The sequence below is a fragment of the Emticicia fluvialis genome, assembly GCF_024793945.1.
Classification (GTDB): Bacteria; Bacteroidota; Bacteroidia; order Cytophagales; family Spirosomataceae; genus Emticicia; species Emticicia fluvialis.
The window spans coordinates 157,022-180,107 of sequence record NZ_JANUSD010000008.1 but is presented as its reverse complement, the minus strand read 5'-3'; the positions used below and the strand labels follow the sequence as shown (position 1 = coordinate 180,107).

Annotated in this window: 22 protein-coding genes; 7 read left to right on the top strand and 15 right to left on the bottom strand. The window is 42.9% G+C overall.

The window, feature by feature from the left end; translation table 11 throughout:
* Nucleotides 1-42 precede the first annotated feature (42 nt).
* The 8 genes from folK to NZ848_RS11265 all read right to left on the bottom strand — a co-directional run bounded on the left by folK (nucleotide 43) and on the right by NZ848_RS11265 (nucleotide 7,088).
* On the bottom strand, nucleotides 43-531 hold the full coding sequence (gene folK / locus NZ848_RS11300; protein ID WP_259015574.1) for a 2-amino-4-hydroxy-6-hydroxymethyldihydropteridine diphosphokinase: 489 nt from the start codon (nucleotides 529-531) through the stop codon (nucleotides 43-45).
* The gene (locus NZ848_RS11295) at nucleotides 531-1,289 is read right to left on the bottom strand and encodes a geranylgeranylglyceryl/heptaprenylglyceryl phosphate synthase (RefSeq protein ID WP_259015573.1); all 759 of its coding nucleotides are present in this window, start codon (nucleotides 1,287-1,289) and stop codon (nucleotides 531-533) included. Before NZ848_RS11295 ends, folK begins: the two co-directional genes overlap by 1 nt.
* On the bottom strand, nucleotides 1,270-1,668 hold the full coding sequence (locus NZ848_RS11290) for a hypothetical protein (protein WP_259015572.1): 399 nt from the start codon (nucleotides 1,666-1,668) through the stop codon (nucleotides 1,270-1,272). Before NZ848_RS11290 ends, NZ848_RS11295 begins: the two co-directional genes overlap by 20 nt.
* A 238-nt stretch (nucleotides 1,669-1,906) precedes the next feature.
* Complete coding sequence (locus tag NZ848_RS11285; RefSeq protein ID WP_259015571.1) at nucleotides 1,907-3,100, bottom strand: molybdopterin molybdotransferase MoeA; 1,194 nt, start codon at nucleotides 3,098-3,100, stop codon at nucleotides 1,907-1,909.
* 212 nt (nucleotides 3,101-3,312) lie between these two features.
* The gene (locus NZ848_RS11280) at nucleotides 3,313-4,074 is read right to left on the bottom strand and encodes a hypothetical protein (protein WP_259015570.1); all 762 of its coding nucleotides are present in this window, start codon (nucleotides 4,072-4,074) and stop codon (nucleotides 3,313-3,315) included.
* Between the two features lie 146 nt (nucleotides 4,075-4,220).
* On the bottom strand, nucleotides 4,221-5,342 hold the full coding sequence (locus NZ848_RS11275; protein ID WP_259015569.1) for an XdhC family protein: 1,122 nt from the start codon (nucleotides 5,340-5,342) through the stop codon (nucleotides 4,221-4,223).
* Between the two features lie 30 nt (nucleotides 5,343-5,372).
* Nucleotides 5,373-5,852: a nucleoside deaminase gene (locus tag NZ848_RS11270; RefSeq protein ID WP_259015568.1), complete on the bottom strand. Its 480-nt coding sequence runs from the start codon at nucleotides 5,850-5,852 to the stop codon at nucleotides 5,373-5,375.
* Between the two features lie 81 nt (nucleotides 5,853-5,933).
* Entirely contained in the window at nucleotides 5,934-7,088 is a 1,155-nt protein-coding gene (locus NZ848_RS11265; RefSeq protein ID WP_259015567.1) for a cysteine desulfurase family protein, read from the bottom strand.
* A 238-nt stretch (nucleotides 7,089-7,326) separates the two neighbouring features.
* On the opposite strand from NZ848_RS11265, the gene NZ848_RS11260 reads away from it, so the two are divergent.
* Entirely contained in the window at nucleotides 7,327-9,888 is a 2,562-nt protein-coding gene (locus tag NZ848_RS11260) for a phosphoenolpyruvate carboxylase (protein ID WP_259015566.1), read from the top strand.
* Nucleotides 9,889-9,960: 72 nt separating this feature from the next.
* Here the strand turns inward: NZ848_RS11260 and NZ848_RS11255 are convergent, their stop codons facing one another.
* A complete protein-coding gene (locus NZ848_RS11255) occupies nucleotides 9,961-11,178 on the bottom strand; it encodes an anhydro-N-acetylmuramic acid kinase (RefSeq protein ID WP_259015565.1) in 1,218 nt (405 codons plus the stop codon).
* A gap of 121 nt (nucleotides 11,179-11,299) precedes the next feature.
* On the opposite strand from NZ848_RS11255, the gene NZ848_RS11250 reads away from it, so the two are divergent.
* Nucleotides 11,300-12,145, top strand: coding sequence for a PIG-L deacetylase family protein (locus NZ848_RS11250; protein ID WP_259015564.1), 846 nt, complete (start codon nucleotides 11,300-11,302; stop codon nucleotides 12,143-12,145).
* On the opposite strand, the gene NZ848_RS11245 is transcribed toward NZ848_RS11250, so the two are convergent.
* On the bottom strand, nucleotides 12,146-13,450 hold the full coding sequence (locus NZ848_RS11245; protein ID WP_259015563.1) for a D-alanyl-D-alanine carboxypeptidase/D-alanyl-D-alanine-endopeptidase: 1,305 nt from the start codon (nucleotides 13,448-13,450) through the stop codon (nucleotides 12,146-12,148).
* Nucleotides 13,451-13,619: 169 nt separating this feature from the next.
* On the bottom strand, nucleotides 13,620-16,310 hold the full coding sequence (locus NZ848_RS11240; protein WP_259015562.1) for a T9SS type A sorting domain-containing protein: 2,691 nt from the start codon (nucleotides 16,308-16,310) through the stop codon (nucleotides 13,620-13,622).
* A gap of 309 nt (nucleotides 16,311-16,619) precedes the next feature.
* Between NZ848_RS11240 and NZ848_RS11235 the strand changes: the two genes are divergently transcribed.
* Nucleotides 16,620-18,521, top strand: a complete 1,902-nt coding sequence (locus NZ848_RS11235; protein ID WP_259015561.1) for a RecQ family ATP-dependent DNA helicase — start codon at nucleotides 16,620-16,622, stop codon at nucleotides 18,519-18,521.
* Between the two features lie 5 nt (nucleotides 18,522-18,526).
* Nucleotides 18,527-19,009: a cyclic pyranopterin monophosphate synthase MoaC gene (gene moaC, locus NZ848_RS11230; protein WP_259015560.1), complete on the top strand. Its 483-nt coding sequence runs from the start codon at nucleotides 18,527-18,529 to the stop codon at nucleotides 19,007-19,009.
* Between the two features lie 11 nt (nucleotides 19,010-19,020).
* On the opposite strand, the gene NZ848_RS11225 is transcribed toward moaC, so the two are convergent.
* Together NZ848_RS11225 and moaD are read right to left on the bottom strand one after the other, a co-directional pair.
* Nucleotides 19,021-19,437: a molybdenum cofactor biosynthesis protein MoaE gene (locus tag NZ848_RS11225; protein WP_259015559.1), complete on the bottom strand. Its 417-nt coding sequence runs from the start codon at nucleotides 19,435-19,437 to the stop codon at nucleotides 19,021-19,023.
* A 24-nt stretch (nucleotides 19,438-19,461) separates the two neighbouring features.
* Nucleotides 19,462-19,704, bottom strand: coding sequence for a molybdopterin converting factor subunit 1 (moaD, locus tag NZ848_RS11220; RefSeq protein ID WP_259015558.1), 243 nt, complete (start codon nucleotides 19,702-19,704; stop codon nucleotides 19,462-19,464).
* A 165-nt stretch (nucleotides 19,705-19,869) separates the two neighbouring features.
* Here moaD and blaOXA point away from each other — a divergent pair, with 165 nt between their 5' ends.
* Nucleotides 19,870-20,658, top strand: coding sequence for a class D beta-lactamase (gene blaOXA, locus NZ848_RS11215; protein WP_259015557.1), 789 nt, complete (start codon nucleotides 19,870-19,872; stop codon nucleotides 20,656-20,658).
* 87 nt (nucleotides 20,659-20,745) lie between these two features.
* Here blaOXA and NZ848_RS11210 read toward each other — a convergent pair whose 3' ends face one another.
* Nucleotides 20,746-21,327: an NUMOD4 domain-containing protein gene (locus NZ848_RS11210; protein ID WP_101726878.1), complete on the bottom strand. Its 582-nt coding sequence runs from the start codon at nucleotides 21,325-21,327 to the stop codon at nucleotides 20,746-20,748.
* Nucleotides 21,328-21,533: 206 nt separating this feature from the next.
* Here NZ848_RS11210 and NZ848_RS11205 point away from each other — a divergent pair, with 206 nt between their 5' ends.
* Nucleotides 21,534-21,896 (top strand): CoA-binding protein, encoded by a 363-nt coding sequence (locus NZ848_RS11205; protein WP_253532546.1) that lies wholly within the window; start codon nucleotides 21,534-21,536, stop codon nucleotides 21,894-21,896.
* A 68-nt stretch (nucleotides 21,897-21,964) separates the two neighbouring features.
* Here the strand turns inward: NZ848_RS11205 and NZ848_RS11200 are convergent, their stop codons facing one another.
* Nucleotides 21,965-22,633 (bottom strand): YdcF family protein, encoded by a 669-nt coding sequence (locus NZ848_RS11200; RefSeq protein ID WP_259015556.1) that lies wholly within the window; start codon nucleotides 22,631-22,633, stop codon nucleotides 21,965-21,967.
* 121 nt (nucleotides 22,634-22,754) lie between these two features.
* Between NZ848_RS11200 and NZ848_RS11195 the strand changes: the two genes are divergently transcribed.
* Entirely contained in the window at nucleotides 22,755-23,057 is a 303-nt protein-coding gene (locus NZ848_RS11195) for a YtxH domain-containing protein (RefSeq protein WP_253532542.1), read from the top strand.
* Nucleotides 23,058-23,086 lie beyond the last annotated feature (29 nt).

Genomic DNA, 23,086 nt, shown 5'->3' with positions numbered 1-23,086 from the left:
GGAATAAATAATAAGAAACATAGCTGCAACGGCTTGTTGCGGCTATTGTTTTTTCCTGACCTCGCTGGTATCTGCACATATCTCTAACAATTGTGCATTACTTAGCTGAAGTTGAGGATGCAGAAGAGCCCTGGCAATTTCGGCAAGAGGAGCCAGCACAAATCGTCGTTCCTGAATAAACGGATGCGGCACAACCAGCTCAGGCAGCTGTATAATTTCGTTGTTGTAATACAGCACATCAATATCAATTAACCTTGCCCCCCATTTAAGGTCTCTCTTTCTTCCCATCGCCAGCTCAACAGCTAAAACGGCTGCAAGTACCTCAAGCGGTGGTAACGTTGTGGAAACACAAATTACCTGATTCAGAAAATCGTTCTGCTCTTTTAGCCCCCAGGCAGCTGTCTCATAAATGGCAGACTGCGCAATAATAGAACCTACGTTTTGGGAAATTTGCAAACGGGCCATATTAAGATTCTCTTGTCTGTTACCAAGATTTGACCCAAGCCCCAGATAAACCTGATTGATTTTCACTAAGCGGTTATTAAATTGAAAGATAGAACCACCTCTGCTATTTCGGGCAATAAGGCAGGGTTTTTCTCAAATGCATTGCCTATTACGATGATGTCAGCACCGGCTTCTAAGGCATCATGGGCTTTTTGGGCAGAGTTAATACCACCGCCCACAATAAGTGGCGCAGCGATGTTTTCTCTTACCATGCGAATCATTTTAGCAGATACCGGATTAATGGCCCCGCTGCCACCGTCAAGATAAATAAGGCGCAGGCCAAGCATTTCTCCGGCTATGGCTGTACAGGCGGCAATATCTGCTTTGTCGTGCGGAATGGGCGTTGTATTGCTGATATAAGAAACCGTTGTTTGCCGGCCGCTGTCTACCAGTATATAGCCGGTTGGCAGTATTTCAAGCCCACTGTGTTTCAGTAAGGGGGCCGAAATCACATGCTGGCCAATCAGGTAGTCCGGGTTGCGGCCTGAAATCAACGAAAGTAACAGAATGCCATCGGCAGATGGCTCAATATGCAGGCTATTGCCAGGGAATATTACAACAGGAATATTGGTTTGCTGGCGGATGACGGCAATCATTTCAGCCATCATCTGATTCGTAATGAGGCTACCGCCCACAAAAAAGAAATCAACCCGGTTTTCTACGCAGCTGTATAAAAATCGATTAAATGTAGCAATCTCCACCTTGTCAGGATCAAGCAAAACAGCTAAAGCCTTTTTTTTGAGGTGATTAAGATTTAATATTTTATCAAGAAGTTGCTTCGGCATCTTTAGTTGTGAGGTGATCTATCAATTCCAGTAATTTTTCTTTTGCAACAGCTAACAGAATAGAGGTAGCAGCACCTTTCATGGCAGCCCATAACATAGAATCGCCGGCTTTTTCAGGTTCTGGCTCAGGCAGTGGCTCGTGGTCTTCGATAGTCTTTTTCCCGGCAGGTAAAAGTAGCTCGGTAACTGCATATACGGCCACAATGATTCCACCGATAACCAAAGCATTTTTACCTACTTTTTTAAGGTCTCCTATCTGGGTTTCAATGGCACCTAAATATTTATCTATGGATTCCTGCAACTGTTCTTTGCGTTCTTCACGATTGGCCTTTGGCGGTACAACAGGCACTCTGGTTATGGTTTCTCTTAGATTTTTCACTTTCCCACAGATTTTTGTTCAAAATTATTGAAAAATGCTAAAAAAAGAAAGGCTGAAGCCTGTTTATAGCAATTAAAGATTTCAGGTAAATGTAATCCTTCCGGTTTTTAAGCAGTAAGCTGCCAGCCTGCGCCGACAAACACTAAACTTATCAGCCGGTCAAAAAGTTTTGTATTTGCGTGGTAACAACTTCTAATTTGAGTAAACGGTTTTTTAATGCTGGTACCCAAAACGAATTTTATTGCCTGTACCGCCAGACTGGGTAAAGTTCGCCTTTTCTGAAAACTCCTTTACCCCTGGGCAGCTCCATAAACGCGTCTGCTTCTATCAGACTGGTGAGGTCGCCGGAGCCATTTCCTGCTACTGGTATTGCTTTTACAATGCCGCCGGGTTCTTGTATCAGGCGCACCTGCATAAAAAAAGTCAGTGGGAAATTTACTTCAAAATCTTCCGACAGCTCTGCCAGCTCGGGCTTAAGCGGCATCCCCTGCGACACATCAAGCCAGGGTTTAATATACCGGTGCAAACACATAAAAGTAGAAACCGGATTACCCGGTAAAGCAAAAACTACCTTTGTGTCTTTCACGCCAAACCAGAATGGCTTGCCCGGTCTTTGCGCCACTTTATGAAAAAGTTTATGCACCCCCTGGTTTTCTAAAGCAGCAGGTACAAAATCAAATTTACCGGCCGATACCCCTCCACTCAGAACCAGCACATCGTAAGTATCCAGAAACTCCTTAATCTTCTGCTCTATAGTTTCCTGGTTGTCAGGCAATAAAACGATGTCGGCAAGTACGCCCCAGGTTTTAAGGCAAGCCTGTAAAGCATAACTGTTAGAGGTTCGTATCTGGTGCGGTAACGGGGTTTCAGTAACAGGTATAATCTCTTCTCCGGTGGCAATTAAAACTGCTCTTGGCTTTTTCTGCACCAGTATTTCATGTTTACCAATAGTGGCAGCTATTCCAATTTCTGCTGGTGTAATTCTGGTACCTGTTTTTACGAGCTTATCTTGCTTTTTCTTGTCTGCACCCTGTTTATGTATGCTCAGGCCCTGTTCTGCCGGTATAACATTTATGGTTGCCAGGCTGTCATTAATGGTCACATCCTCGTATCTGATAACCGTATCGGTTCCATCGGGCAATATAGCGCCCGTCATTACTTCTATGCAATTCATCGGGTTTTGCAACATTACCTGTGGCTTACCTGCGGCTGCCGTGCTTTCAATACGAAAACTAACCTGACCGGCAACTATCTGCTTAAAAGCCAATGCAATGCCGTCCATAGATACTCTGTTAAAAGGAGGAAAATCGCGGTCGGCATAAAAATCTTCAGCCAGTATTCTTCCTGTGGCGTCTTCAATTGCTAATTTTTCTACCTGTGGTGTTATTGCCTGACTCAATATTATTGATTCAGCCTGTTCAACTGTTATCATATCTGCTGGCTTTTACAGGTTTATCTGTTGTTTAATTGCCCGGTTCAACAGCCTGTTTTCTGAAACTATTAATAAGTAAATACCTGAATGGTAAAAAAAAACACAGGGCGATGCAAACTTAATTCAATATTTGCTTTTTAGAATGATTTAAGGCCATACAATTGGCCAAAGAAGAAAAAAGCTACCAATCAGCAGGCTGAAGCAAGGCTTTTTTAGCGGGGAATAAAAACAGGAGCATTTTTTTTAACCATACATTTGCGCATAATACTATCGGCAATCAGCAAAATACCCATTGAGAAAATAATTTTTCCGATAGTGAACGCAAATGCCGGATAAACTTCAAAAACGAAGCGGCTCAGGTATAAATAAATTTTTAAGGTAACAATGGCTATTGTACCAACTGCCAGCCTGTATCGGTTGCGGCTTAAAGGCCCGTTTACATAAAAGCTGATGCCCACAGTAATGATGTTAAGAGCCATCTCAACCATTATTAAGAAAAATATTAGTTTTTCGGACGAAAAATAGATTTTATACGCCTTTGACAAAGAAAAACTAAAGCCTAATGCAACTATAAAGCACGCAAAAATAACATAACCCAGCTTTTTGTTGTAAATACCAGACGCCCTTAGACGCAAACGCTGCTGGTTATATAGCACAAACAATACCACAAAGGCCAAAATATCATTGATAAGATTAGCAACAAACAAAGAACCGGTTGATACAAAATAATAATAGATTTCGACCAGGATTTCAAGAAACAGAAAGGCAATCAACAAAAAATAACTGAGGCTGTCATGAACTCTTTTTCTGTGAAATAGAAAGTACCCCAGGCAAAGCAAAGTTGGCGCCTGATTCAAAAATTTAGACAGCAAAAGCTCTTCCCAGGAAAGCATTTCCGGTACGGGCAAGAACTGAAAGAACAGGACAGTTAATAGAACAACTATCCCATGTAATGAAACAAACCTGGGTGACATGAAGACGGTTTTTTCAAAAGCCAAAGCATCTGATCAATCAGCAGTAGCTTATTCTAACTCAATAGCAAAATTATAAAGGGTTAAGGTTAACCGGGTAGGGGTAATCAGGGGACAATAATATTTCAGATTTTACAAAAAAGCAAATTTTAAGTCTCGTAAATAGGTTTATTTCTGAATTTCAGTTTTCCGGCGTCTCTTCCGCTGAAATTTGTGCGTATTTCGGCACATACAGCAAGGGCAATCTCTTCTGGCGTGCTAGCGCCTATATCCAGCCCTACGGGGCTAAATATGCGTTCTTCGTCTTCAGTGGTAATGGCCTTACCCTCTTCTACCATACGTGCATACATTTTTATTGTACGCTTTTTAGGGCCCAGCAAACCAATGTAAGAAATACCGGTATTAAGCAGGGTTTGCAGATTAGCGTAGTCGGTCTCGTAATCATGGCACATAGAAATAGCCGCGGTGAATCTATCTACAACCGGCATGTGATTCTTGGGCATTACGGCGTCGGCAGTTGCAAAAAGAGACGGATGCATTCTGGCCGGATTACAGATAACCGTTACTTTCCAACCCAGCTCTTTGGCTATGCGCACCATTGGATAAACATCGTAGTTACTTCCAAACACATAGAGGTGTACGGGTGGTGGCACCACTTCAATAAATAAACTTATTGTTGCCTCTGATGCTAAAACATAGGTTTTAGAAACTGATTTGGTGTTTAAAAGTGCCGTTTCTATTTCATGAACCACATCTGCTTTGATGGTGTCCAGAGTGAAGCTGCTGTTGAAGTGGTCTGGGTTGTCATACCTGAAAACCTGCCCCAATTCAATTTCCGCTTCTTGCAGATTCGGTTTTTTAACATCTGTTACGGTTACAATAACATTGGGTGTGCGTTGGTTGAGGCAACTGCTTAGCTGCAAAACAGCATTTTGCTCATTTCGTGGGTCGAGCGGACTTATCAACACATCAATTATGCCATTACAACCCAACCCGACGCCTATCTGGTAGGGGTCGTCGTCGGTAGTATCATAAGTTATCAGCGTAGCTTTATTTTGCAGCATTACCAGCCGGGCTTTTTTGAGTGCATCCCCTTCCAGACATCCACCGCTGATACCCCCAATCCATTCGCCAGACTCCATCACCAGCATTCTTGCACCGGTTCGCCGATATGAAGACCCCTCTACCCGCACCACGGTTGCCAAAGCGGCTTTATTCTTACTAAAGTCTATTTTCTGATAGGCCTCAACAATCTGCTTAATCTCTTTCATATATATCCTAAAAAAAGGCATATCCGTAATTTAATAGGCTATTTTATCTTCTTTGTTTGCCCAAAGCTCAAAGGCAACATGCGCTTCGTCTCTGCTCATTGCTTCTATGGGTATCTTCCGTTGTTCTAACGGAAGCGGTATTTCATGGTACAAGAATGCGTCATCGAAACCAATTTCGGCGGCATCATTACGTGTATTACCAAAATAAATTTTACCAAGCCGAGCCCAGTAAATGGCGCTCAGGCACATGGGGCATGGCTCACATGAAGTATAAATTTCGCAATTGCTTAAGTCGAAAGTCCCCAGGTTTTTGCAGGCATCTCTTATGGCCATAACCTCGGCATGTGCGGTAGGGTCGTTGGTGGCAACAACCTGATTATGCCCCTGCCCTATTATCTGGCCATCTTTCACTATTACTGCCCCAAAGGGGCCCTGCCCAACACCCGCCTGGCTGCCAATCAACGATAATTGGATGGCTTTCTGCATAAATTCTCTTTTTTTGTCTTCCATGACTCTATTGTCAATTACCCTGTGGATTCTTTGATTTCAAATCATTACCGGTCTTTTAAGTTCCGGGGCTTAGATACTCATTCAATCATAAACTCCCACGCGCTTCATTCTGCCTACCACCTCACATACATGACTGATACCCAAAGCAACATCTTCGGCAGTGGTGTTTCTTCCGAGACTAAACCGAACTGAGCCGTAGGCGGTGTCATCGTCAAGCCCCATGGCTTTCAGCACATAAGAAGGTTCTGTTGAGGCTGAATTACAAGCCGAGCCATTAGAAACAGCAATTTCGTTGAGGCTCATCAGCAATTGCTCGCCATCAATCCGGCCAAATCTGATGTTGGTGGTATTAGGCAGGCGATTAGCCCTGTTGCCATTGATTCCGGCCTCCGGCAGCTGGTTTAATATTCCTTCTTCAAGTTTATTTCTTAACCCGGCAAGGCGCTCGTTTTCTTCATGTATATCCCGTTGGCAAAGTTCAGCAGCTGCGCCCAAACCCACTATACCTGCTACATTAAGTGTACCCGAACGCAAGCCGCGTTCATGCCTGCCCCCATCCTGCTGGGCAATGATATTCAGGTTCTTTCTGACATATAGCGCACCTACCCCCTTTGGCCCGTAAAACTTATGTGCCGACAGGCTCAGCAAATCAATTTGGTCATCCATTACATTTATTGGCAGTTTACCCACTGCCTGGGTTGCATCGGTATGAAACAACGCCTGATGCCGGTGGGCTATCTGCGCTATTGTTTTTAGCGGTTGCAAGACCCCCGTTTCGCTATTGGCGGCCATTACAGAAATCAGAATTGTATCGGGTCTGATACACCTTTCGAGGTTTTCTAAATCAATATTGCCTTCTTTATCTACAGGCAGATACGTAATGTCTGCACCAGATTTCTCTAGATGGGCGCAGGTATCCAATACCGCCTTATGCTCGGTTTCAACTGTTATGATATGCCCCCCATTTGCGCTAAAAGCCTCATAAACGCCTTTAATAGCCAGATTAACCGATTCTGTTGCCCCACTGGTAAACACCATTTCTTTTTCTGTTGCACCTATTAAGCCAGCTACCTGCCGCCGCGCGGCAGTTACTGCCTCGGCTGCTTTCCAGCCATAAGCATGAAAACGACTGGCGGCATTGCCAAAATGGCTGGTAAGATACGGCAACATGGCGTCTAGCACCTCAGGGGCCAGAGGTGTGGTAGCGTTGTAATCCATGTAAATCGGGTACTCCATGCATTAAAAAAATTAATACCTACGGGTTGTGTTGTGTTTATATCTACCTTTGAAAAGTAAAAATACTGAATTTAACGATTACTGCTACCGAAAAAGAAATGGCTTTCAAAAGAATTGATTTATCTTTTGAAATATTTTAACTTTTTCAAGAAAAGCCAAACTTTATTCGGCTAAACAATCAAAATACAGTAGATTTTTACGTAGTTTGCTCATTCAAAACATTAATACTAGTAAAAAAATGCTGGGAAATTCTATTGATTCGATTTTTACACAGGAAATTCATAATAAATACCTTGTATTTAATACGCTTTTTTCAAGGTTGCCTTATGACAAGATGACTAAAATTGGTCAATTAATGCCTTTTCTGCACGATATGTCAGAGGCCGGTTTTGAAGAAGGCAAAGAACCTAAAGAAATCATCGACACGTTTTTCAGGCAATATACCTCTATCAAAGAAGAAAAGGAAAAAATTGACCTTTTGTTCAGGTTCATAACTTATATAGAACGGCAGGTGGTACTTTTTGACAGTGTAGAAGACTCAGCCTTTGAAAAGCTATATCCGCTCAATGGCAAAGGTACTTTACAAAGCACACTTGAACTGGCCGTACAACAAAACAAGCTGGATGAAGTTCAGAAAAAACTACAGAACTTTAAAGTACGTATAGTTTTTACGGCACACCCTACGCAGTTTTACCCCAGCAGTGTACTGCGAATTATTCAAGACCTTGAACAGCTTATTCCTAAAAATGATATTAACGGCATTGACTCGCTGCTGCAACAGCTGGGCAAAACGCCTTTTATTAACGATAAAAAACCAACCCCGCTTGAAGAAGCACAAAGTATTATATTTTACCTGCGCCATGTGTATTATCAGGTAATAGGTGAGATACACGAAAAACTGAACACCTATTTTCAGAATAATAATAACAGCCAGGGCTTCAAGCCTGTGCTTGAGTTGGGTTTCTGGCCGGGCGGCGACCGCGACGGCAACCCTTTTGTGACGGCCGAAATATCCAAAAAGGTTTCGACAGAACTGAGAACCAGCATCCTGAAATGCTATTATAACGATTTCAAAATTATTTGCCGCCGTTTAACATTTAAAGGGGTAATGCCATTGCTCACAGCCATCAGCAACCGCATTTATACCAATATGAACGGCCTTAAAAATGACTTGACATTGCAGGAACTGCTTGCGTCGTTAGACGAGGTAAGGCAAATACTGATAACCCAACATAAAGGCCTGTTTCTTGATTTACTAGACCGCTTTATTCAGCAGGTAAAGCTGTTTGGCCTGCACTTTGCCAGCCTGGATATCCGCCAGGACAGCAGCATACATGAAAATGTAATGGAGCAGATAAACCAGAAATATGGTATATCTGCCAAGCCTTATGCCGAATGGAATTTTGATGAAAAACTCAGCTTCCTGACCGAGTATAAACTGGATATAAATGAAGACGACTTTGAAGATGCACTTGTGAAAGACACCTTCAAGACCGTAAAAGTGATTAAGGAGATACAGACCCTTAACGGCGAAAAAGCCTGCCATCGATACATTATCAGCAACTCCACCTCTGTTTTCTCAGTGTTGGAAGTACTGGCGCTTTTCCGTTTCTGCGGCTACAAGGCTGAGGAAATCAATGTGGATGTTTTACCTTTGTTTGAAACCATTGAGGGGCTCGACAGCTCAGAAAACACGATGTCGACGCTTTACCAGTTACCGTTCTACAAAAAGCATCTCGAACACCGCAGCAAGCAGCAGTCAATCATGCTTGGGTTTTCTGATGGTACCAAAGACGGTGGTTATGTAAAAGCCAACTGGGAGATTTATCAGGCCAAAGAGAAACTAACCGCCATATCGAACAAGAATGAAGTAGAAGTGATATTCTTTGACGGCCGCGGCGGCCCGCCTGCACGTGGCGGTGGTAAAACCCACCAGTTCTATGCTTCGCAAGGCCCGACCATTGCCAATAACGAGATTCAGATTACCATTCAGGGACAAACCATTACGTCTATGTATGGTTCGCGGTCGCAGGCAATGTACAACTTTGAGCAGTTGCTATCGGCGGGTATCATCAATGATGTTTTTCAGGACGACGCCTCAGTAATTAACGACTATGAACGCAGCCTGATTGATGAGCTGGCCGACGTAGGCGTGAAAAAATATTTTGAGCTCAAGGCTCACCCATTGTTTGTACCTTATCTTGAAAACAAAAGTCCGTTGAAATATTACGGCCTTACCAATATAGGCAGCCGCCCGAGTAAAAGAAGTTCGGGCAAGCAACTCACGTTATCAGACCTGCGCGCCATACCGTTTGTTGGGTCCTGGAGCCAGTTGAAGCAGAACGTGCCGGGATATTTCGGTTTTGGTTCGGCCCTGCAGAAAGTGATAGACGAAGGCCGCCTTGAAGACCTCAAGACTTTGTATAAAAACTCTTTGTATTTTAAGACGCTGATTGAAAATAGCATGATGGCACTTACCAAAACCTATTTTCCGTTGACTTACTATATGAAAAATGACCCTGAATATGGCAATTTCTGGCAGATACTTTACGATGAATATAAGCTTACTGTTGCCAATATGCTGCGGGTGTCAGGCGAACAAAGCCTGATGGCCAATGAAAGGCTAAGCAAATTGTCTATCGATTACCGCGAACATATAGTATTGCCCCTGCTCACTATTCAGCAATATGCACTACAAAAAATAGAAGAAACAACAGACGAACAATTAAGGCTGGTTTACGAAAAAATGGTTACCCGCTCTTTGTTCGGCAACATCAACGCCAGTAGAAATTCAGCGTAAATCTGCCTTTTAAATACGAATAGCCGCAGTAAACACCAAACTGTGGCTATTTTTTTGCCTTTTTTTTGCTTATTAATTCGGAAAAGAAACTTTGCCCATAGATACACCCGGTACACCTTTTCTTGCGCCGAAATCGGTTCTGCCACCCACAAGCGCTTCATTGGCAAGGGTGGCAAATAGCACCGCCTCCTTGGCATCGCCTGATATCCCCAGGTCATCAGTTTTGTAGAACTCAAAAGCAGGTAGTAACTCTTTCAGCGATTGCATAATCAACGGATTATGTACCCCGCCCCCACTACCGTAAATCTTGAACGAGGCCGGATTTGCTTTGTACTGAGGCAATTGCGCTACTAATTTTAGAATAGCCCCGGCAATGGTATCAGCAGAAAAACGGCACAAAGTAGCCAGTATGTCGGCATGCGATAAATGGGCTGCACCGGCTTTTTGTTGCGCATTGGCCAGATAGCCGAGATTGAACAACTCTGGCCCTGTGGTTTTTGGAAAACCTTTACCAAAGAAATCATCCTGTTTTAGCGCTTGCAACAGTGCCTCATTCACTGTGCCTTCGCTCGCCATCTGTGCGTCTTTGTCATAAGCCAGGTTGAAAAACCTCTTCATGTAGGCGTCTATTATGGTGTTACCCGGGCCGGTATCAGTAGCAAAAACCTCGTTGGCATCCAGGTTTCCGGCCAGATAGGTAAAATTGGCTATACCCCCCATATTGAGCAATAAGCGGTTTTCGCCGCGCTTCGAGAAAATCAGGTAGTCGCCATAAACAGCCAGAGGAGCGCCTTCACCCCCGGCAGCACAATGTTTCTGGCGGAAGTCTGACAAGGTAATAATACCTGTCTTAACGGCCAGATGGTCACCATCTCCAATCTGCAGGGTAGCGTTCGGGAATTTAGCCAGGCCATGCAGAATTTTAGGTGCATGAAAAACGGTTTGTCCGTGGCTGGCTATAACATCTACTTCGTTGGGTCTGATGCCCCTGCTGGCCAGAAAATCATTCACCAATTGCCCATGTAAGTTACCAATCCAGGGGTTTAGCACACACAATTGCTGGAAATCAATTTCCTTTTTGGCAAATACCTTTCTTATTTCGTCTTTTATATCTTCGGCAAAACTAATGGTATCAAAATCTACCAGTTCAATTTCGGTTTCTCCCCCACTTTTTCTGAATCTGCAAAGCGCAATATCCAGACCATCCATTGAGGTGCCTGACATCAGACCGATAATGGTTCGTTCCTGCTTTTGGGCAATGTTGTAAAGTGCTTCTATGTTTCGGTTCATGGGGTAATGAGTTTACTGATAACCTTAAAAGGTGCGCACAAAAATAGGCTATATGATTGAAAAACCAGCGTTATCTTCCTAGCTTAGTGGCAGACTTTAACCAATGTTTCACCATTTGTTTATGAAAAAAGTAATTCTATTCAGCCTGATAGCTATTATTATTATTCTGGCCGGCGGCTTCCTCTATTTAAGAGGCCAGTTGCAGGATGATTCTGTTCCATTGTCCGATGGTTTTACCGGAGAAAAGGTGATGTTTATATTCCCTCACCCTGACGACGAAATTACCTGTGCCGGAACCCTGAAATTATTGAATAAACAGGGCATAGAAACCAGCCTGATTACTTTTACACATGGCGAAGCAGGCAACAGTAACGGCACGGTGAATGAAACCGACCCCATAAAAAAGAAAATAGCACTGGCTGACATCAGAGAGAAAGAACTGCAGGCTGTAGGACAGCTATTAGGTGTGGCTCATCAGGAAATACTCAATTACCCTGATGGTGGCATTAAAGATATTCCGGCTGATTCATTAAAAAAGATAATCCGCCAGAAAATAACCCTTTACCAGCCTACTGTTTTAATTACTTATGATGATGTAATTGGTTTATACGGCCACCCGGACCACCGCCTTATGGCGCAATATACCAAAGAGGTTTTTCTGGCAGATAAAGGCACAAACGGCTTTTCTCCCACAAGGCTTTACCAGGTTACATTGCCCGCACCTATGATAGCAACCGCTAAGAAGATTTCGGCCAGCTTTAAGAAGAATTTCAGCAAAAACATCACCTTGCCAACACCTGCAATGGCTGTCAGGATTAGTACCGTAGGTGAATTTAAAAAGCAAGCCATGTTGTTGCATGCCTCGCAAAGACCTACGTTTAATGACATGCAACCTTACTTTGATAAGGTACCCGCCTGGCTCTATTACAGAATATTTGACAAAGAATATTATGCCGAAGTAAAATAATCAATAGAGTTCATAAACCCATGTAAGTACTTTTTCTGCCTCACGCCGTATTTTAGAAGCCGGCAGGTTGAAATTATTATTCATCAGGCTTACAATCAGGGTTTTGCCCTTTTTAGTAACCAGATACCCACTAAGGTTATAAACGCCACCCAAGGTGCCGGTTTTGGCAAAAATAAAAGGCTTTCCTGTAGATTTAAATACGTTTTTGAGTGTACCTGTTTGCCCGCCGGCCGGTAAAATAGTATAGAGTTTTTCCTGAGGCATTTCAGCGCTTATTTTTTCAAGCAGCTTTACGATAGACCGGGGTGTGAAAAGATTGTACCTGGACAACCCCGAACCATCAACCCACTTTGGCGCATCGGGCAAGTCCTGCAGGTGCTTTTCGGTAACAGATTTTATTGCAAATGCCGTGTTCAGCGAATCCTTCAATACAGCGCCACACAGCAGCAGCAGGTGTTCGGCCAGCATATTATCGCTCTCTTGCATCATCAACCGGTATACATCTTCAGAGGCCATACTGTAAATAGTTCTGGCATCTTTCGGCACCGGAACATGCAGCAGGCTTACATTTTTTCTGAGCGTGTCCATCAGCAATTGCTGGGTAAGTGCCGAAGAGGTTTTAAAGGGTATATCTGTTTTATAGTTGTTTTTTTGCAAAGTAGATTTCGGCAAAACAAATATATTATCGGTCTGGATACGTTTAATGCTGCTACCCTCATCTTTTCTGTAGAAACTATTACTAAAAATAGCAGGTTGCGGGGCAAAGGTACCTTTATCAATACTCACACGTATCACATTGCCATACATGGGTAACCCATAAATTTCGGCAGAATAATAATCATTGTAGTCGTCCCAGGCCCAGCCTTCCCCCATAGGCTGATTGGTAAAATTACCATCTGAAAAAAACAGGTTTTTTGTACCCTTCTGGCTTTTCAGGAAGTTGAAAGCCTTTGTGCTTTTTAAATCATGATGAAAAAAAGTCGGGTCTCCGGTTCCCCAGAAAATCAGTGAGTCTTTATTAATGGTGTATCGCAAGGCCGGAATAGAATCGCCCAGCGTTTTAAGGCAGGCATAAAAAGTAAATAACTTGGTATTAGAGGCAGGTGTAAAATACCTGTCGGCATTTCTTTCAAAAATAGCTTTCTTCGCGGTCGGGTCATAAATGGCCATTCCGGTAAAATTATGGGCAAACACTTCTGAGGTGTCTATCATGCGGGCAAAAGGCTGCCGACGGGATAAATTGTTGGAAGTAGTACATGAAATGCCGATTATGGCCAGAAACACCCAAAGTATTGTTTTATACATAGCCTATTTTTGACCCAATTTAAGCATTAAAAACAAAATCCGGAAAAACCCGGCAAGCTAAATTCAATTATTCATTCCTTATTTGTTCTGATTGCCCTGAATCAGAACAAAAAGGAGTCTGTCCCAAATGCAGGAACAGACTCCGTCGGTATAGTACTTTAAAACATAATTAATGGCTCACCACAAATCTTTTTACAATAATGCCGTTTTCTGTATGCAAACGCACCAGATAGGTACCTGCATTCAAACTTCTTACATCTATTTTCTCGTAAAACATACTAATATCGGTGAGGTACTCGCGGTCCATCATTTTTTTGCCGTTTGCCCCCATTACTTCCATTTTCACACGACCCGGTTTGGGCAGGGTGGCTGTAATCTGGATTTCGTCAGGTGATGGATTAGGTGCCAGTGTAATTGTTTTTTCAAGACCGGGTTCAACAGCCAGTATCGGGGCGGGTGGTTTCATCTGTATTTTCAGGTTATCAATAGCCCAGCCCCAGCCATGAACCAACTGGTCGCTAAACAATCTGAAGCGCAACAAAATGGTTTCTCCAGCTACAAAAGTACCACTGTTAAGCATCTTGATAGTTCTGGTTCTAAACAGGCTTTGCTTTCCTACCCCTTTTGAATCATTAACTTTTTCTGTTTCGCCATCCTGATTTATATACGTACTTTCCTCAAAATTATTATAAGTCTTTACCCACTCACTATTGTAAGACACATCATACCCATCTTCAAAGGGCTCCCAAGATGCTCCACCGTCATAAGAGCCTTCTACCACCACATAATCAAAGAAATTGGTACTTCCGTATGAGGCGCCGGCTTCACCAGGCTCAACCAAAACAATTTCATCAAAAGTAATATTGGCAGAATCTTTCTGATTTTTCAACTCAATAGGCTTTAAGAACAATGCCATTGTATTTGATTCCAGATACTCGTTTCCACCGTTTTTATAGGGATGCGCCGAGTGCAAACCACCGTCGTCAAATCCGGATGGCTGCCGGATATCCCATCCCCCGATTCCGATAAAATCAGCATTAGGGGTATTAAAATCGGTGCTGTATTCTCTCACCGGCACTTGCGTGTTCAGGTCTGTAACCACAAACTCAAAGTAATCAGGTGAAAGCGTTACATTTTTGCCGGGTGTATTAAAGTATGAAGGAATAATTGTGGTGTTTTTGTTCTTTGAATTATCACTGGCCACAATTCTATACAAAACGCGGTCTCCTTTTTGCAGGTTGCCAAAGAGTTCTTTGCCCAGATAGGCATATACATCATTTCTTCCCTGCGAATAGCGCTTGTCGTCTGTTTCCGGATTATACTTTTTCAAACCAACAGCCGGTTTAGCCTGCCCATTCACCAGATACTCTACGTACACGGTGTCTATACCGTGTTCAAAGTCGTCTTCGGCGTTCAGAAAAACATCCGGCTTTGTTGCAGGTGGCACAAAAGTAAGCGGAACAGCCGTTACAAATGGCGCTGAAATATCTGCTGCGCCTACCTGAAAACCATAAAAGCCTTTTGATGGCGCTTCCGCCGGAGAAGTATTGGTGCGTTTGTAGTTGTCTTGTACTACCAGATAATATCTGATAACCGCACCGGGTTTACTAACCGGAATAGTGGCAGTGTATTCGTCAGTATTGGCTACACGTACCAAATCAAGAACCTTGGCCTTACTGATGGAATCGTCTTCTGAATAATACAACTTGGCACTGCCTGCCACCAGCGTGGTGTCACTCGTTATTTTAGCCGATATCTTTACACTGGAAACAAAGTTTTCAATGCTTTTAACAGGTGTGTGTACCAGAGAGGTGCTCTTCCAGCCCATATCGGCAAACATATTGCGTACCAGCGGGCCGGGGTCACGAATTACCTCACGCAAACTGGCTCTGGAGGTCATTAAGGAATTATCATTACCCGATGTATAAGTGTTATCGTCAAGGTGAGAAACGCTGGAACCCGGCTCATACACAATTGGTGCATAAAGCTTGGGTTTTTCGTCCCCTTTCATCTGAGACATCGGGCTGTTAAAAAAAAGATTGTTTCCTATTAACTGCTGACGCAATGCAGAAGAAGGATTGGCGAACAAAGTTGTATTAAGTAATTTCTGGCCGGTGCCGTTTTCCATAAACTGGTCAAAAATAATCGGGTATCCGGTGCTATACCCCCACGATGCCGTTGTAGAGGTAGCCGTTGAACTCATGGAAGAGGTAAAGCCCAGCCCATGACACAGCTCATGTAATACAACGGATGTGAAGTCGAACTGATTACGGGCCGGAGCGCCACTACCTAAATACCAGTTAGCAGAACTGTTAAACTCTGCTCTTATATCATAATCATTAATTGAGTTAAGTTCTTTTCCTGCAATTTTTTCAGCAAGGGCAATCGGATACCAGGTACCTGATTTTTGCTGCCCGGGAAAATTGCGTGTAAAATCGGCCGGGCTTGCCTGCCCCAGAATAGTGCTGGTGGCACTGTTACTCTGGATGTCATGCCAGATGGCAAGCACACGGATAGGCACCGGCGAACTAAGTATAGATGCCCATATATCTACCGCCTGCTGAAATGCCTTTTGCGCTTCTGGTGTAAACCCTTCATAGGTAACTATAAATGTGGTTGAAGTAGCCGCTGTTGTTCTTGAGCTTTTTGCTTTCAGGGCGGCTTGAACATCTTTAGCCGGAGGCACGTAGGTGTTAGCATCAACAAAATCGCCGGGGCACACTATCATATTGCCCTTCATAAACTCTATTTTGCCGGTGTTGGGTTTTGCAAGGTCTTTATCACGTGGGCTATTTGGCTTTTGAGCCAGCGCTGACATGACGGTAAAAGCCAGTAAGCCGGAAAGGTAAAGTTTTCTCATATTTTTATATCAATTCCTGTTTTTCAAAGTCTATTTTAAATTACGTAATCTGCCAGGTTTAGGTTGCTGACAAAATTCTATACAAGGTATAAATTCTAACGCATAAAATCACATTTTGTATAAACTGAAAGGCAGATTTAATGATTGATACACGTTATACCTGGTACGTTAAGTTTATCGGCTGTTCATTTTGGTTTTACTCCACCCTTGTTTAAATAAATAAACATCTTTTATACACGGGCTTGAGTTAATATATTAACGGCCGAACTCTGTATCTTTGCATGTTAGACGGAAACTGCGTTTTGAACGATGCAAGCATCAAAAGAAATATTACTGAAATACTGGCAGTATGATTCGTTCCGGCCGTTACAGGAAAACATCATTAATTCTGTGCTGCAAGGAAACGACACCCTGGCTATAATGCCTACAGGTGGTGGCAAATCTGTTTGTTTTCAGGTACCTGCCATGCAAATGGACGGTGTTTGCATTGTTATAACACCGCTGATTGCTCTGATGAAAGATCAGGTTGAACAGTTGAAAAGACGCGGTATCAAGGCCGCAGCCATTTACTCAGGCATGCACCGGACAGAGATTGACTATACTCTGGATAACTTTGTATATGGCGACTTCAAGTTTTTGTATGTGTCGCCCGAGCGCTTACTGACGGAGATAATGCAAGAGCGCACCAAACGTATGAAAGTGTGCTTACTGGCGGTTGATGAAGCCCACTGTGTTTCTCAATGGGGGTACGATTTCCGCCCGCCGTATCTTAAAATTCCGGAATTCAGAAAATTTGCGCCCAAGGCGCCTATGATAGCCCTTACGGCAACGGCAACAAAAGATGTAAAGCAGGATATTATCCAAAAACTGGGTTTTCAGAATACTCAGATTTTCCAGCAGAGTTTTGCCCGGCCAAACATTTCTTACTCGGCTTTTTGCGAAGAAAGCAAAGAACGAAAACTCTTTGAGATACTCATGAAAGTACAGGGCTGCGCTATTGTGTATGTACGAAGCCGCAGAAGAACCAAAGAGATTTCGGACTGGCTGAATAGCAACCGTATCAGGTCTGAGTACTACCATGCCGGGCTTTCAATGGCTGAGCGCTTCAGAAAACAGGAAGCCTGGATAAAAAATCAGGTAAGGGTTATTGTGGCTACCAATGCATTTGGCATGGGTATAGACAAACCCAATGTGCGGGTGGTTGTGCACCTGGACCTGCCTGAAAACCTGGAGGCCTATTATCAGGAATCTGGGCGGGCAGGGCGTGACGGGCTGAAGTCTTACGCCATTCTGTTATATTTTAAAGCTGACCTGAAGGATATTTACAAGCAGATTGAGCAGAAGTATCCGCCTATTGAAGCGCTTAAACGAACGTATCAGGCATTGGCTAACTACTTCAGGCTGGCAATGGGTGGCGAAAACTTTGAAAGTTATGATTTTGATTTTCAGGAGTTCATAGGCACTTTCGGGTTGATGGCCAACGATACACACCATGCCCTGAAAAAACTGGAAGACGAAGGGCTCATTCAGCTAAGCGACTCGTATTTCAGCCCCTCGAAGTTCCGTTTCAAGGTTGATAATCATGAATTATATAATTTTCAGATTAAAAACGAGAGTTACGACAGGTTTACTAAATTGTTGCTTCGTATGTATGGTGGGCATTTGTTTACCGACTTCACCACTATATCTGAAAGCGCCATAGGCCGGAATTTCTATGCGCAACCCGGTGAAGTTGAAAAAATGCTTACGTACCTGAATCAGGCAGGAATAGCCGATTACCAGAAACAGAAAAGCAGCCCGCAACTTACTTTTCTGACGGCAAGGCAGGATGCCGACTATCTTTCGATTAACCGTGTTGAATTTGAACGACGTAAAAAGAAAGAAATAGAAAAAGTAGAAGCCGTAGTGCAGTTTGCTCAGGAACAACGTCTTTGCCGTATGCAGTTTTTGCAGGAGTATTTTGATGAATTTACCGAGACCAGCTGTGGCATTTGTGATAATTGCCTGAAGCGCAAAAAAAGAGAAGTACCTTTTGATACTTATGCCCGATACCGCCAGAAAATACTGGAGATTCTACCGGCAGACATTAACCAGATAATTGGTTATCATTTTTTTGAAAATAAAGACTTTATTGCAGAGGTTATCAGAAGAATGCTGGAAAGCGAAGAGGTGTGGTATAGCGAATTGGGTATTTTACAGAAAAAACAATAATGAATATGTCAGAATTTACACATATAGACGCCAACGGAAACCCTACCATGGTAGATGTAGGAGAAAAGCAAATCAGCAGACGGCTGGCAAAAGCACGCAGCATTGTGGTGGTAGATGATGAGATACTTGCCCAATTGCAACAAAACGAAATACACACCAGAAAAGGGCCGGTGTTTCAGACAGCCATTATTGCTGGGGTAATGGCTGCCAAACGTACAGGAGAGCTGATACCTCTTTGCCATCCGCTGGGGTTGGAAAACTGCCAGGTAAGTATTAGCGTTAATGCGCAGAAAGAAATAGTAATAGAATGCACTGCCTCACTGACAGGTAAAACCGGTGTAGAAATGGAAGCGCTTACAGGCGCCAGCGTAGCAGCACTCACTATTTATGATATGTGTAAGGCGTTCTCTCATAATATTATCATAAAAGAAACCCGTTTGATTGAGAAAACAGGAGGCAAAAGAGATTTTAAGCTGGAAGCCCGGTAGCAGAAGTGCTATCAGGGTGTGGCAGATACCCATACCTCACCATCTTCAAATATTTCTTTTTTCCAGATGGGTACGGTTTCCTTCAGGGTATCAATTACATATTCGCAGGCGTCGAAAGCGGCCTTCCTGTGAGCAGCCGACACTGCAATTACCACGGGTACTTCTCCTATTGAAAGCGTACCCACCCTATGATGAATAGCAATTTTCTTTAATGAAAATGCTACCAGGGCAGCATCAGCAATTTTCTTCATTTCTGATATCGCCATAGGCTCATAGGCTTCAAAATCAAGCCGCACTACTGCTTTGCCGTGGGTGGCGTTTCGTACTGTACCCACGAAAGTTACAATACCCCCGGCATCGGCTGTTTTCACAAAGTCGAGGCAGACCTGTTCAGATAGCGCTGTATGCAATAGTTGAATGTCAATCATTTTTTAAATTTATTAACGCCACAATTACCCGCCACTAACCGGGGGAATCAGCACTATTTCATCGTTTTCCTTTAATAGCATGGGGTCTTCGGCATACGTTTCGTTCAGTGCAATACGTAACGATTTCAATTTGCCAAAAGCCGGAAACTGTACGGCCAAGTGATTTTTGAGGTCGGCCACAGTGGCATTGGCAGGCAATGAGACCTTATACTCAAACTGCCCGATTATATCGCGGGTTATCCCGAAACACAGTACTTTCAGATTCATATTTAAGCGGCCTTTAAGTCTTTTCCACAATCAGCTTATTTGGGTTGTTTCTCACAAAAAAGAATAAAAATATCTTCAGAAATTGAATCATCCCATCTATATTTCTTGTCTCTTTTGCGTATTTTTGTTAGAAACCATTCCAAAATTAACCCGCGCTTCTTTAGAATGAAAAAACTACTTGCTTTTATTTTTTCTCTTGGCGTATTATTTGATATTTCTGCGCAGAAAGTTCAGGATTTCAGCTCTTATTTTAAAGAAAAAGACCTTGAAGGTGGTTTTTTTATGTACAACTACCAAAAGAAAGAATATCTTGTAAGTGATAAGGGAGAGTTTTTAAAAGCAACTTCGCCAGCCTCAACTTTTAAAATACTAAATTCTCTGATAGCCCTGGAAACCGGAGCCATTAAAGATGAAAATGAAATAATTAAATGGGACGGGCAGGAGCGGTCGCAAAGTGCATGGAATGCCGACCATGACCTGAAGATTGCCTACAAGAACTCAACGGTCTGGTTTTATCAGGAGCTTGCCCGACGAATAGGCGAAGACAAATACCGGAAATATCTGAAAGCCTGTAATTACGGAAACCAAGATATAAGTGGGGGGCTTACAACCTTCTGGCTGGGCTCAAGCATGCTGATTTCGCCCAAGAACCAGCTTGAATTTTTAGTAAAACTTCATGAAGAAAAACTACCTTTCTCTAAAAGGACGTTTGACATCGTAAAGAAAATAATGATTCGAGAGCAAACTCCGGAATACCTGCTACGTGCAAAAACCGGATGGTCTAATTTCCCACCTACCGATATAGGCTGGTTTATTGGCTACATAGAAGCCAAAAGCAACACCTATTTTTTTGTTACCAGAGTGTATAAACCCATAGATAAGAAACTACCATCTTTTGGCGCCGACCGAGTTGAAATTACCAATACCATACTAAAAGCACTGCATATACCTTAAGCATTGTGGCAGTTTAACAAAGCTGCATTCTTTGGAGGCCTTTTTGGGTTAGCTGCCCATTTGCACAGGGCATTAATAGAGGTGCAATTATTCGTCTAATTTTAAATGCCCCCAGTTTTCTCCTGAGCGTATGCGGTTCAATTGTGTGTGAGTAATACCAAACTGCTTGGCTATCATTTTCAGGCGTGTATTTTCATTCTGCAACATCTTTTTTATCATGCGAACTTTCGTCTCTGTCAGTTTATAATTTTTGGTATTTCTGGGTACAGGTTTGTTTTTCACTGCGGGATTCTCACGGTTATGCTCAACCATTTCATCTTTGGTTACCCATTTCAGGTTTTCAAAATGGTTGTTCATCTTATCGAAGTCCAGGTGTATTACAAACTTATGGTCGGGGCTTTCTCTTTTTACAAAGGTTTCGGCAACAAGCTTGTGGATATAACGGTTAAACGTTTTTCCTTTAGGCAGCCTCACATTCAGAGACCTGTAGCCCTGTATAACCGAGCCTTTGATAATTGTTCCTTTCACGTCACTCTGCAGGCTGCGCAGCCTGCCAAAATTTGAGACCTCATAACGGGGAGGGTTCTCAACACCTTCTACATTTATTACAACGGGGGTCCATCGTTCTGCCCACAGGGCATTTTTTTCGCTATTCAGTCCTCGGTTCATCACAAAAAAATTTAATCTTAACTATATTCAATCAATGCAAAAAAGTTATGCCAGCAAAATAGGTAGTACACCACATCAGACAGGATTATCCTCGCATATTAAACAGCATTTCATTCGGTAAATTGTTCTTATGGGCTTGCTTAATGTATTTTTAAGGAACAAAACCGGCTTTGGGTAATGTTATTTAACTATAACAGATTAAGACAATGTCAAAAAAAACATTAATCATTGGTGCATCAACCGACCCCGCCCGATATGCATTCCTGGCAGCCAACAGATTGCTGAATCACGGTCATGAAATTGAACTGATAGGTAGAGATACAGGGAATATCGGTAATAAAGAAATACAGACAAGCAAACCAAACCTGGATGGCATTGATACCGTAACTATGTATGTAAGCCCGAAACACCAGCCTGAATATTACGATTACATTGTGGGTCTGAAACCCAAAAGAGTAATATTTAACCCAGGAACCGAAAATACAGAATTTGAAGACCTACTTGCAAAAAACAATATAGAGCCTTTAGAAGCCTGCACGCTTGTTATGCTGTCAACAGGACAATATTAATTCTGAAATTCTGGTTTAAAATAAAAACATGGATTTTTTTGCCGATTATTTTATTGGGCGGAAAAAATTCAGCTTGCCATGCGCCCTTCATAGCCTGCTTCAATTAGTCTTTCATAGGCATTCCATACCTCTTCAGGAATATCCGTGGGTATCAGAAACCCTCTTTCGGGGTAAATTTTCAACCGTTGCAGGTCTCCGGTCATGTTGCTGATTACCCTTGCTTTGCTGATACCGTTTTGTGCGCAACGGCTCAGGTAGGTGTCATACGAATCAGCAATAGCAGAAACCACAAAATCAAACTCTTTAAACTGAACCATAGCGGTTGCGTAGGTTCGCCTGATCATATACGGCTTCTGCACCAGAATAAAGCTGCCGAAGTTAAGCTGCTGAGCCTGTATTAGTTTCTTGGTAAATATAAAGTTCTCGCCTGTGTTTGTAGCCTCATTTTCCAGAATAATGGCATGGGGTGGCACTCCTTTTTTAACTGCAATGTCAAAGAAAGCCTCGGCCTCTGTTTTGGGCACTGTGTTTCGTAATTCGCCGGCCGGCCTCACAACCCCACCCGAAAAAATAATAAATGGAGCCATGCCGTTGTGGTAAAGTTGAGAGGCGTAGTCGGCCACTGAGGGGTCATGGCTACCTAAAACAAAAATGCAGTCGGCCTTTTTAATTGTTTGTTTAAGAAAATGGTAATCAAATAGTATTCTGGCGTAGGTATCAATCAAGTTATCAGTCATCAATAGAACATTATTAGCTTAGACAAAAATATAGATTATCTGACCAAGTTTCAGACACTTTTATCAGATAATTTCGTTTTATAATAAAGTATGATTTTAAACTAAAGCATATATTAAGACCATGATTAACGCAAAACATCTGGCCACTTTTGTACTCGGAGCAGTTGCAGGGGTAGCATTACACAAATATTTACAAACCGAAGAGGGCGAAAAGGCCCTTGAAAACCTGAAAGACAAAGCCGGTAAACTAAAGGATGAGGCCGAAGGCGCCATTGACAAAGCGCCTGAGTATTTCGAGAAACTGAAAACCGAAGGAGCCGAAGCACTGAAAGAACATTTTCCGGGTATTGAGAAATTTCTGCAGGATTTTTTTGCCAGAAATACCGGTAGCCAGACCCCGCCATCACCTGAACCTCAGGCCTGATTAAACAATTAAAGCCGGCTAGGTAGCCG

Bases quoted from the DNA above. Each gene is read 5' to 3' on its own strand.
- NZ848_RS11295 (WP_259015573.1), bottom strand. From the start codon at position 1,289: ATGCCGAAGCAACTTCTTGATAAAATATTAAATCTTAATCACCTCAAA.
- NZ848_RS11285 (WP_259015571.1), bottom strand. From the start codon at position 3,100: ATGATAACAGTTGAACAGGCTGAATCAATAATATTGAGTCAGGCAATA.
- NZ848_RS11280 (WP_259015570.1), bottom strand. From the start codon at position 4,074: ATGTCACCCAGGTTTGTTTCATTACATGGGATAGTTGTTCTATTAACT.
- NZ848_RS11275 (WP_259015569.1), bottom strand. From the start codon at position 5,342: ATGAAAGAGATTAAGCAGATTGTTGAGGCCTATCAGAAAATAGACTTT.
- NZ848_RS11270 (WP_259015568.1), bottom strand. From the start codon at position 5,852: ATGGAAGACAAAAAAAGAGAATTTATGCAGAAAGCCATCCAATTATCG.
- NZ848_RS11265 (WP_259015567.1), bottom strand. From the start codon at position 7,088: ATGGAGTACCCGATTTACATGGATTACAACGCTACCACACCTCTGGCC.
- NZ848_RS11260 (WP_259015566.1), top strand. From the start codon at position 7,327: ATGCTGGGAAATTCTATTGATTCGATTTTTACACAGGAAATTCATAAT.
- NZ848_RS11255 (WP_259015565.1), bottom strand. From the start codon at position 11,178: ATGAACCGAAACATAGAAGCACTTTACAACATTGCCCAAAAGCAGGAA.
- NZ848_RS11250 (WP_259015564.1), top strand. From the start codon at position 11,300: ATGAAAAAAGTAATTCTATTCAGCCTGATAGCTATTATTATTATTCTG.
- NZ848_RS11245 (WP_259015563.1), bottom strand. From the start codon at position 13,450: ATGTATAAAACAATACTTTGGGTGTTTCTGGCCATAATCGGCATTTCA.
- NZ848_RS11240 (WP_259015562.1), bottom strand. From the start codon at position 16,310: ATGAGAAAACTTTACCTTTCCGGCTTACTGGCTTTTACCGTCATGTCA.
- NZ848_RS11235 (WP_259015561.1), top strand. From the start codon at position 16,620: ATGCAAGCATCAAAAGAAATATTACTGAAATACTGGCAGTATGATTCG.
- moaC (WP_259015560.1), top strand. From the start codon at position 18,527: ATGTCAGAATTTACACATATAGACGCCAACGGAAACCCTACCATGGTA.
- NZ848_RS11225 (WP_259015559.1), bottom strand. From the start codon at position 19,437: ATGATTGACATTCAACTATTGCATACAGCGCTATCTGAACAGGTCTGC.
- moaD (WP_259015558.1), bottom strand. From the start codon at position 19,704: ATGAATCTGAAAGTACTGTGTTTCGGGATAACCCGCGATATAATCGGG.
- blaOXA (WP_259015557.1), top strand. From the start codon at position 19,870: ATGAAAAAACTACTTGCTTTTATTTTTTCTCTTGGCGTATTATTTGAT.
- NZ848_RS11210 (WP_101726878.1), bottom strand. From the start codon at position 21,327: ATGAACCGAGGACTGAATAGCGAAAAAAATGCCCTGTGGGCAGAACGA.
- NZ848_RS11205 (WP_253532546.1), top strand. From the start codon at position 21,534: ATGTCAAAAAAAACATTAATCATTGGTGCATCAACCGACCCCGCCCGA.
- NZ848_RS11200 (WP_259015556.1), bottom strand. From the start codon at position 22,633: ATGACTGATAACTTGATTGATACCTACGCCAGAATACTATTTGATTAC.
- NZ848_RS11195 (WP_253532542.1), top strand. From the start codon at position 22,755: ATGATTAACGCAAAACATCTGGCCACTTTTGTACTCGGAGCAGTTGCA.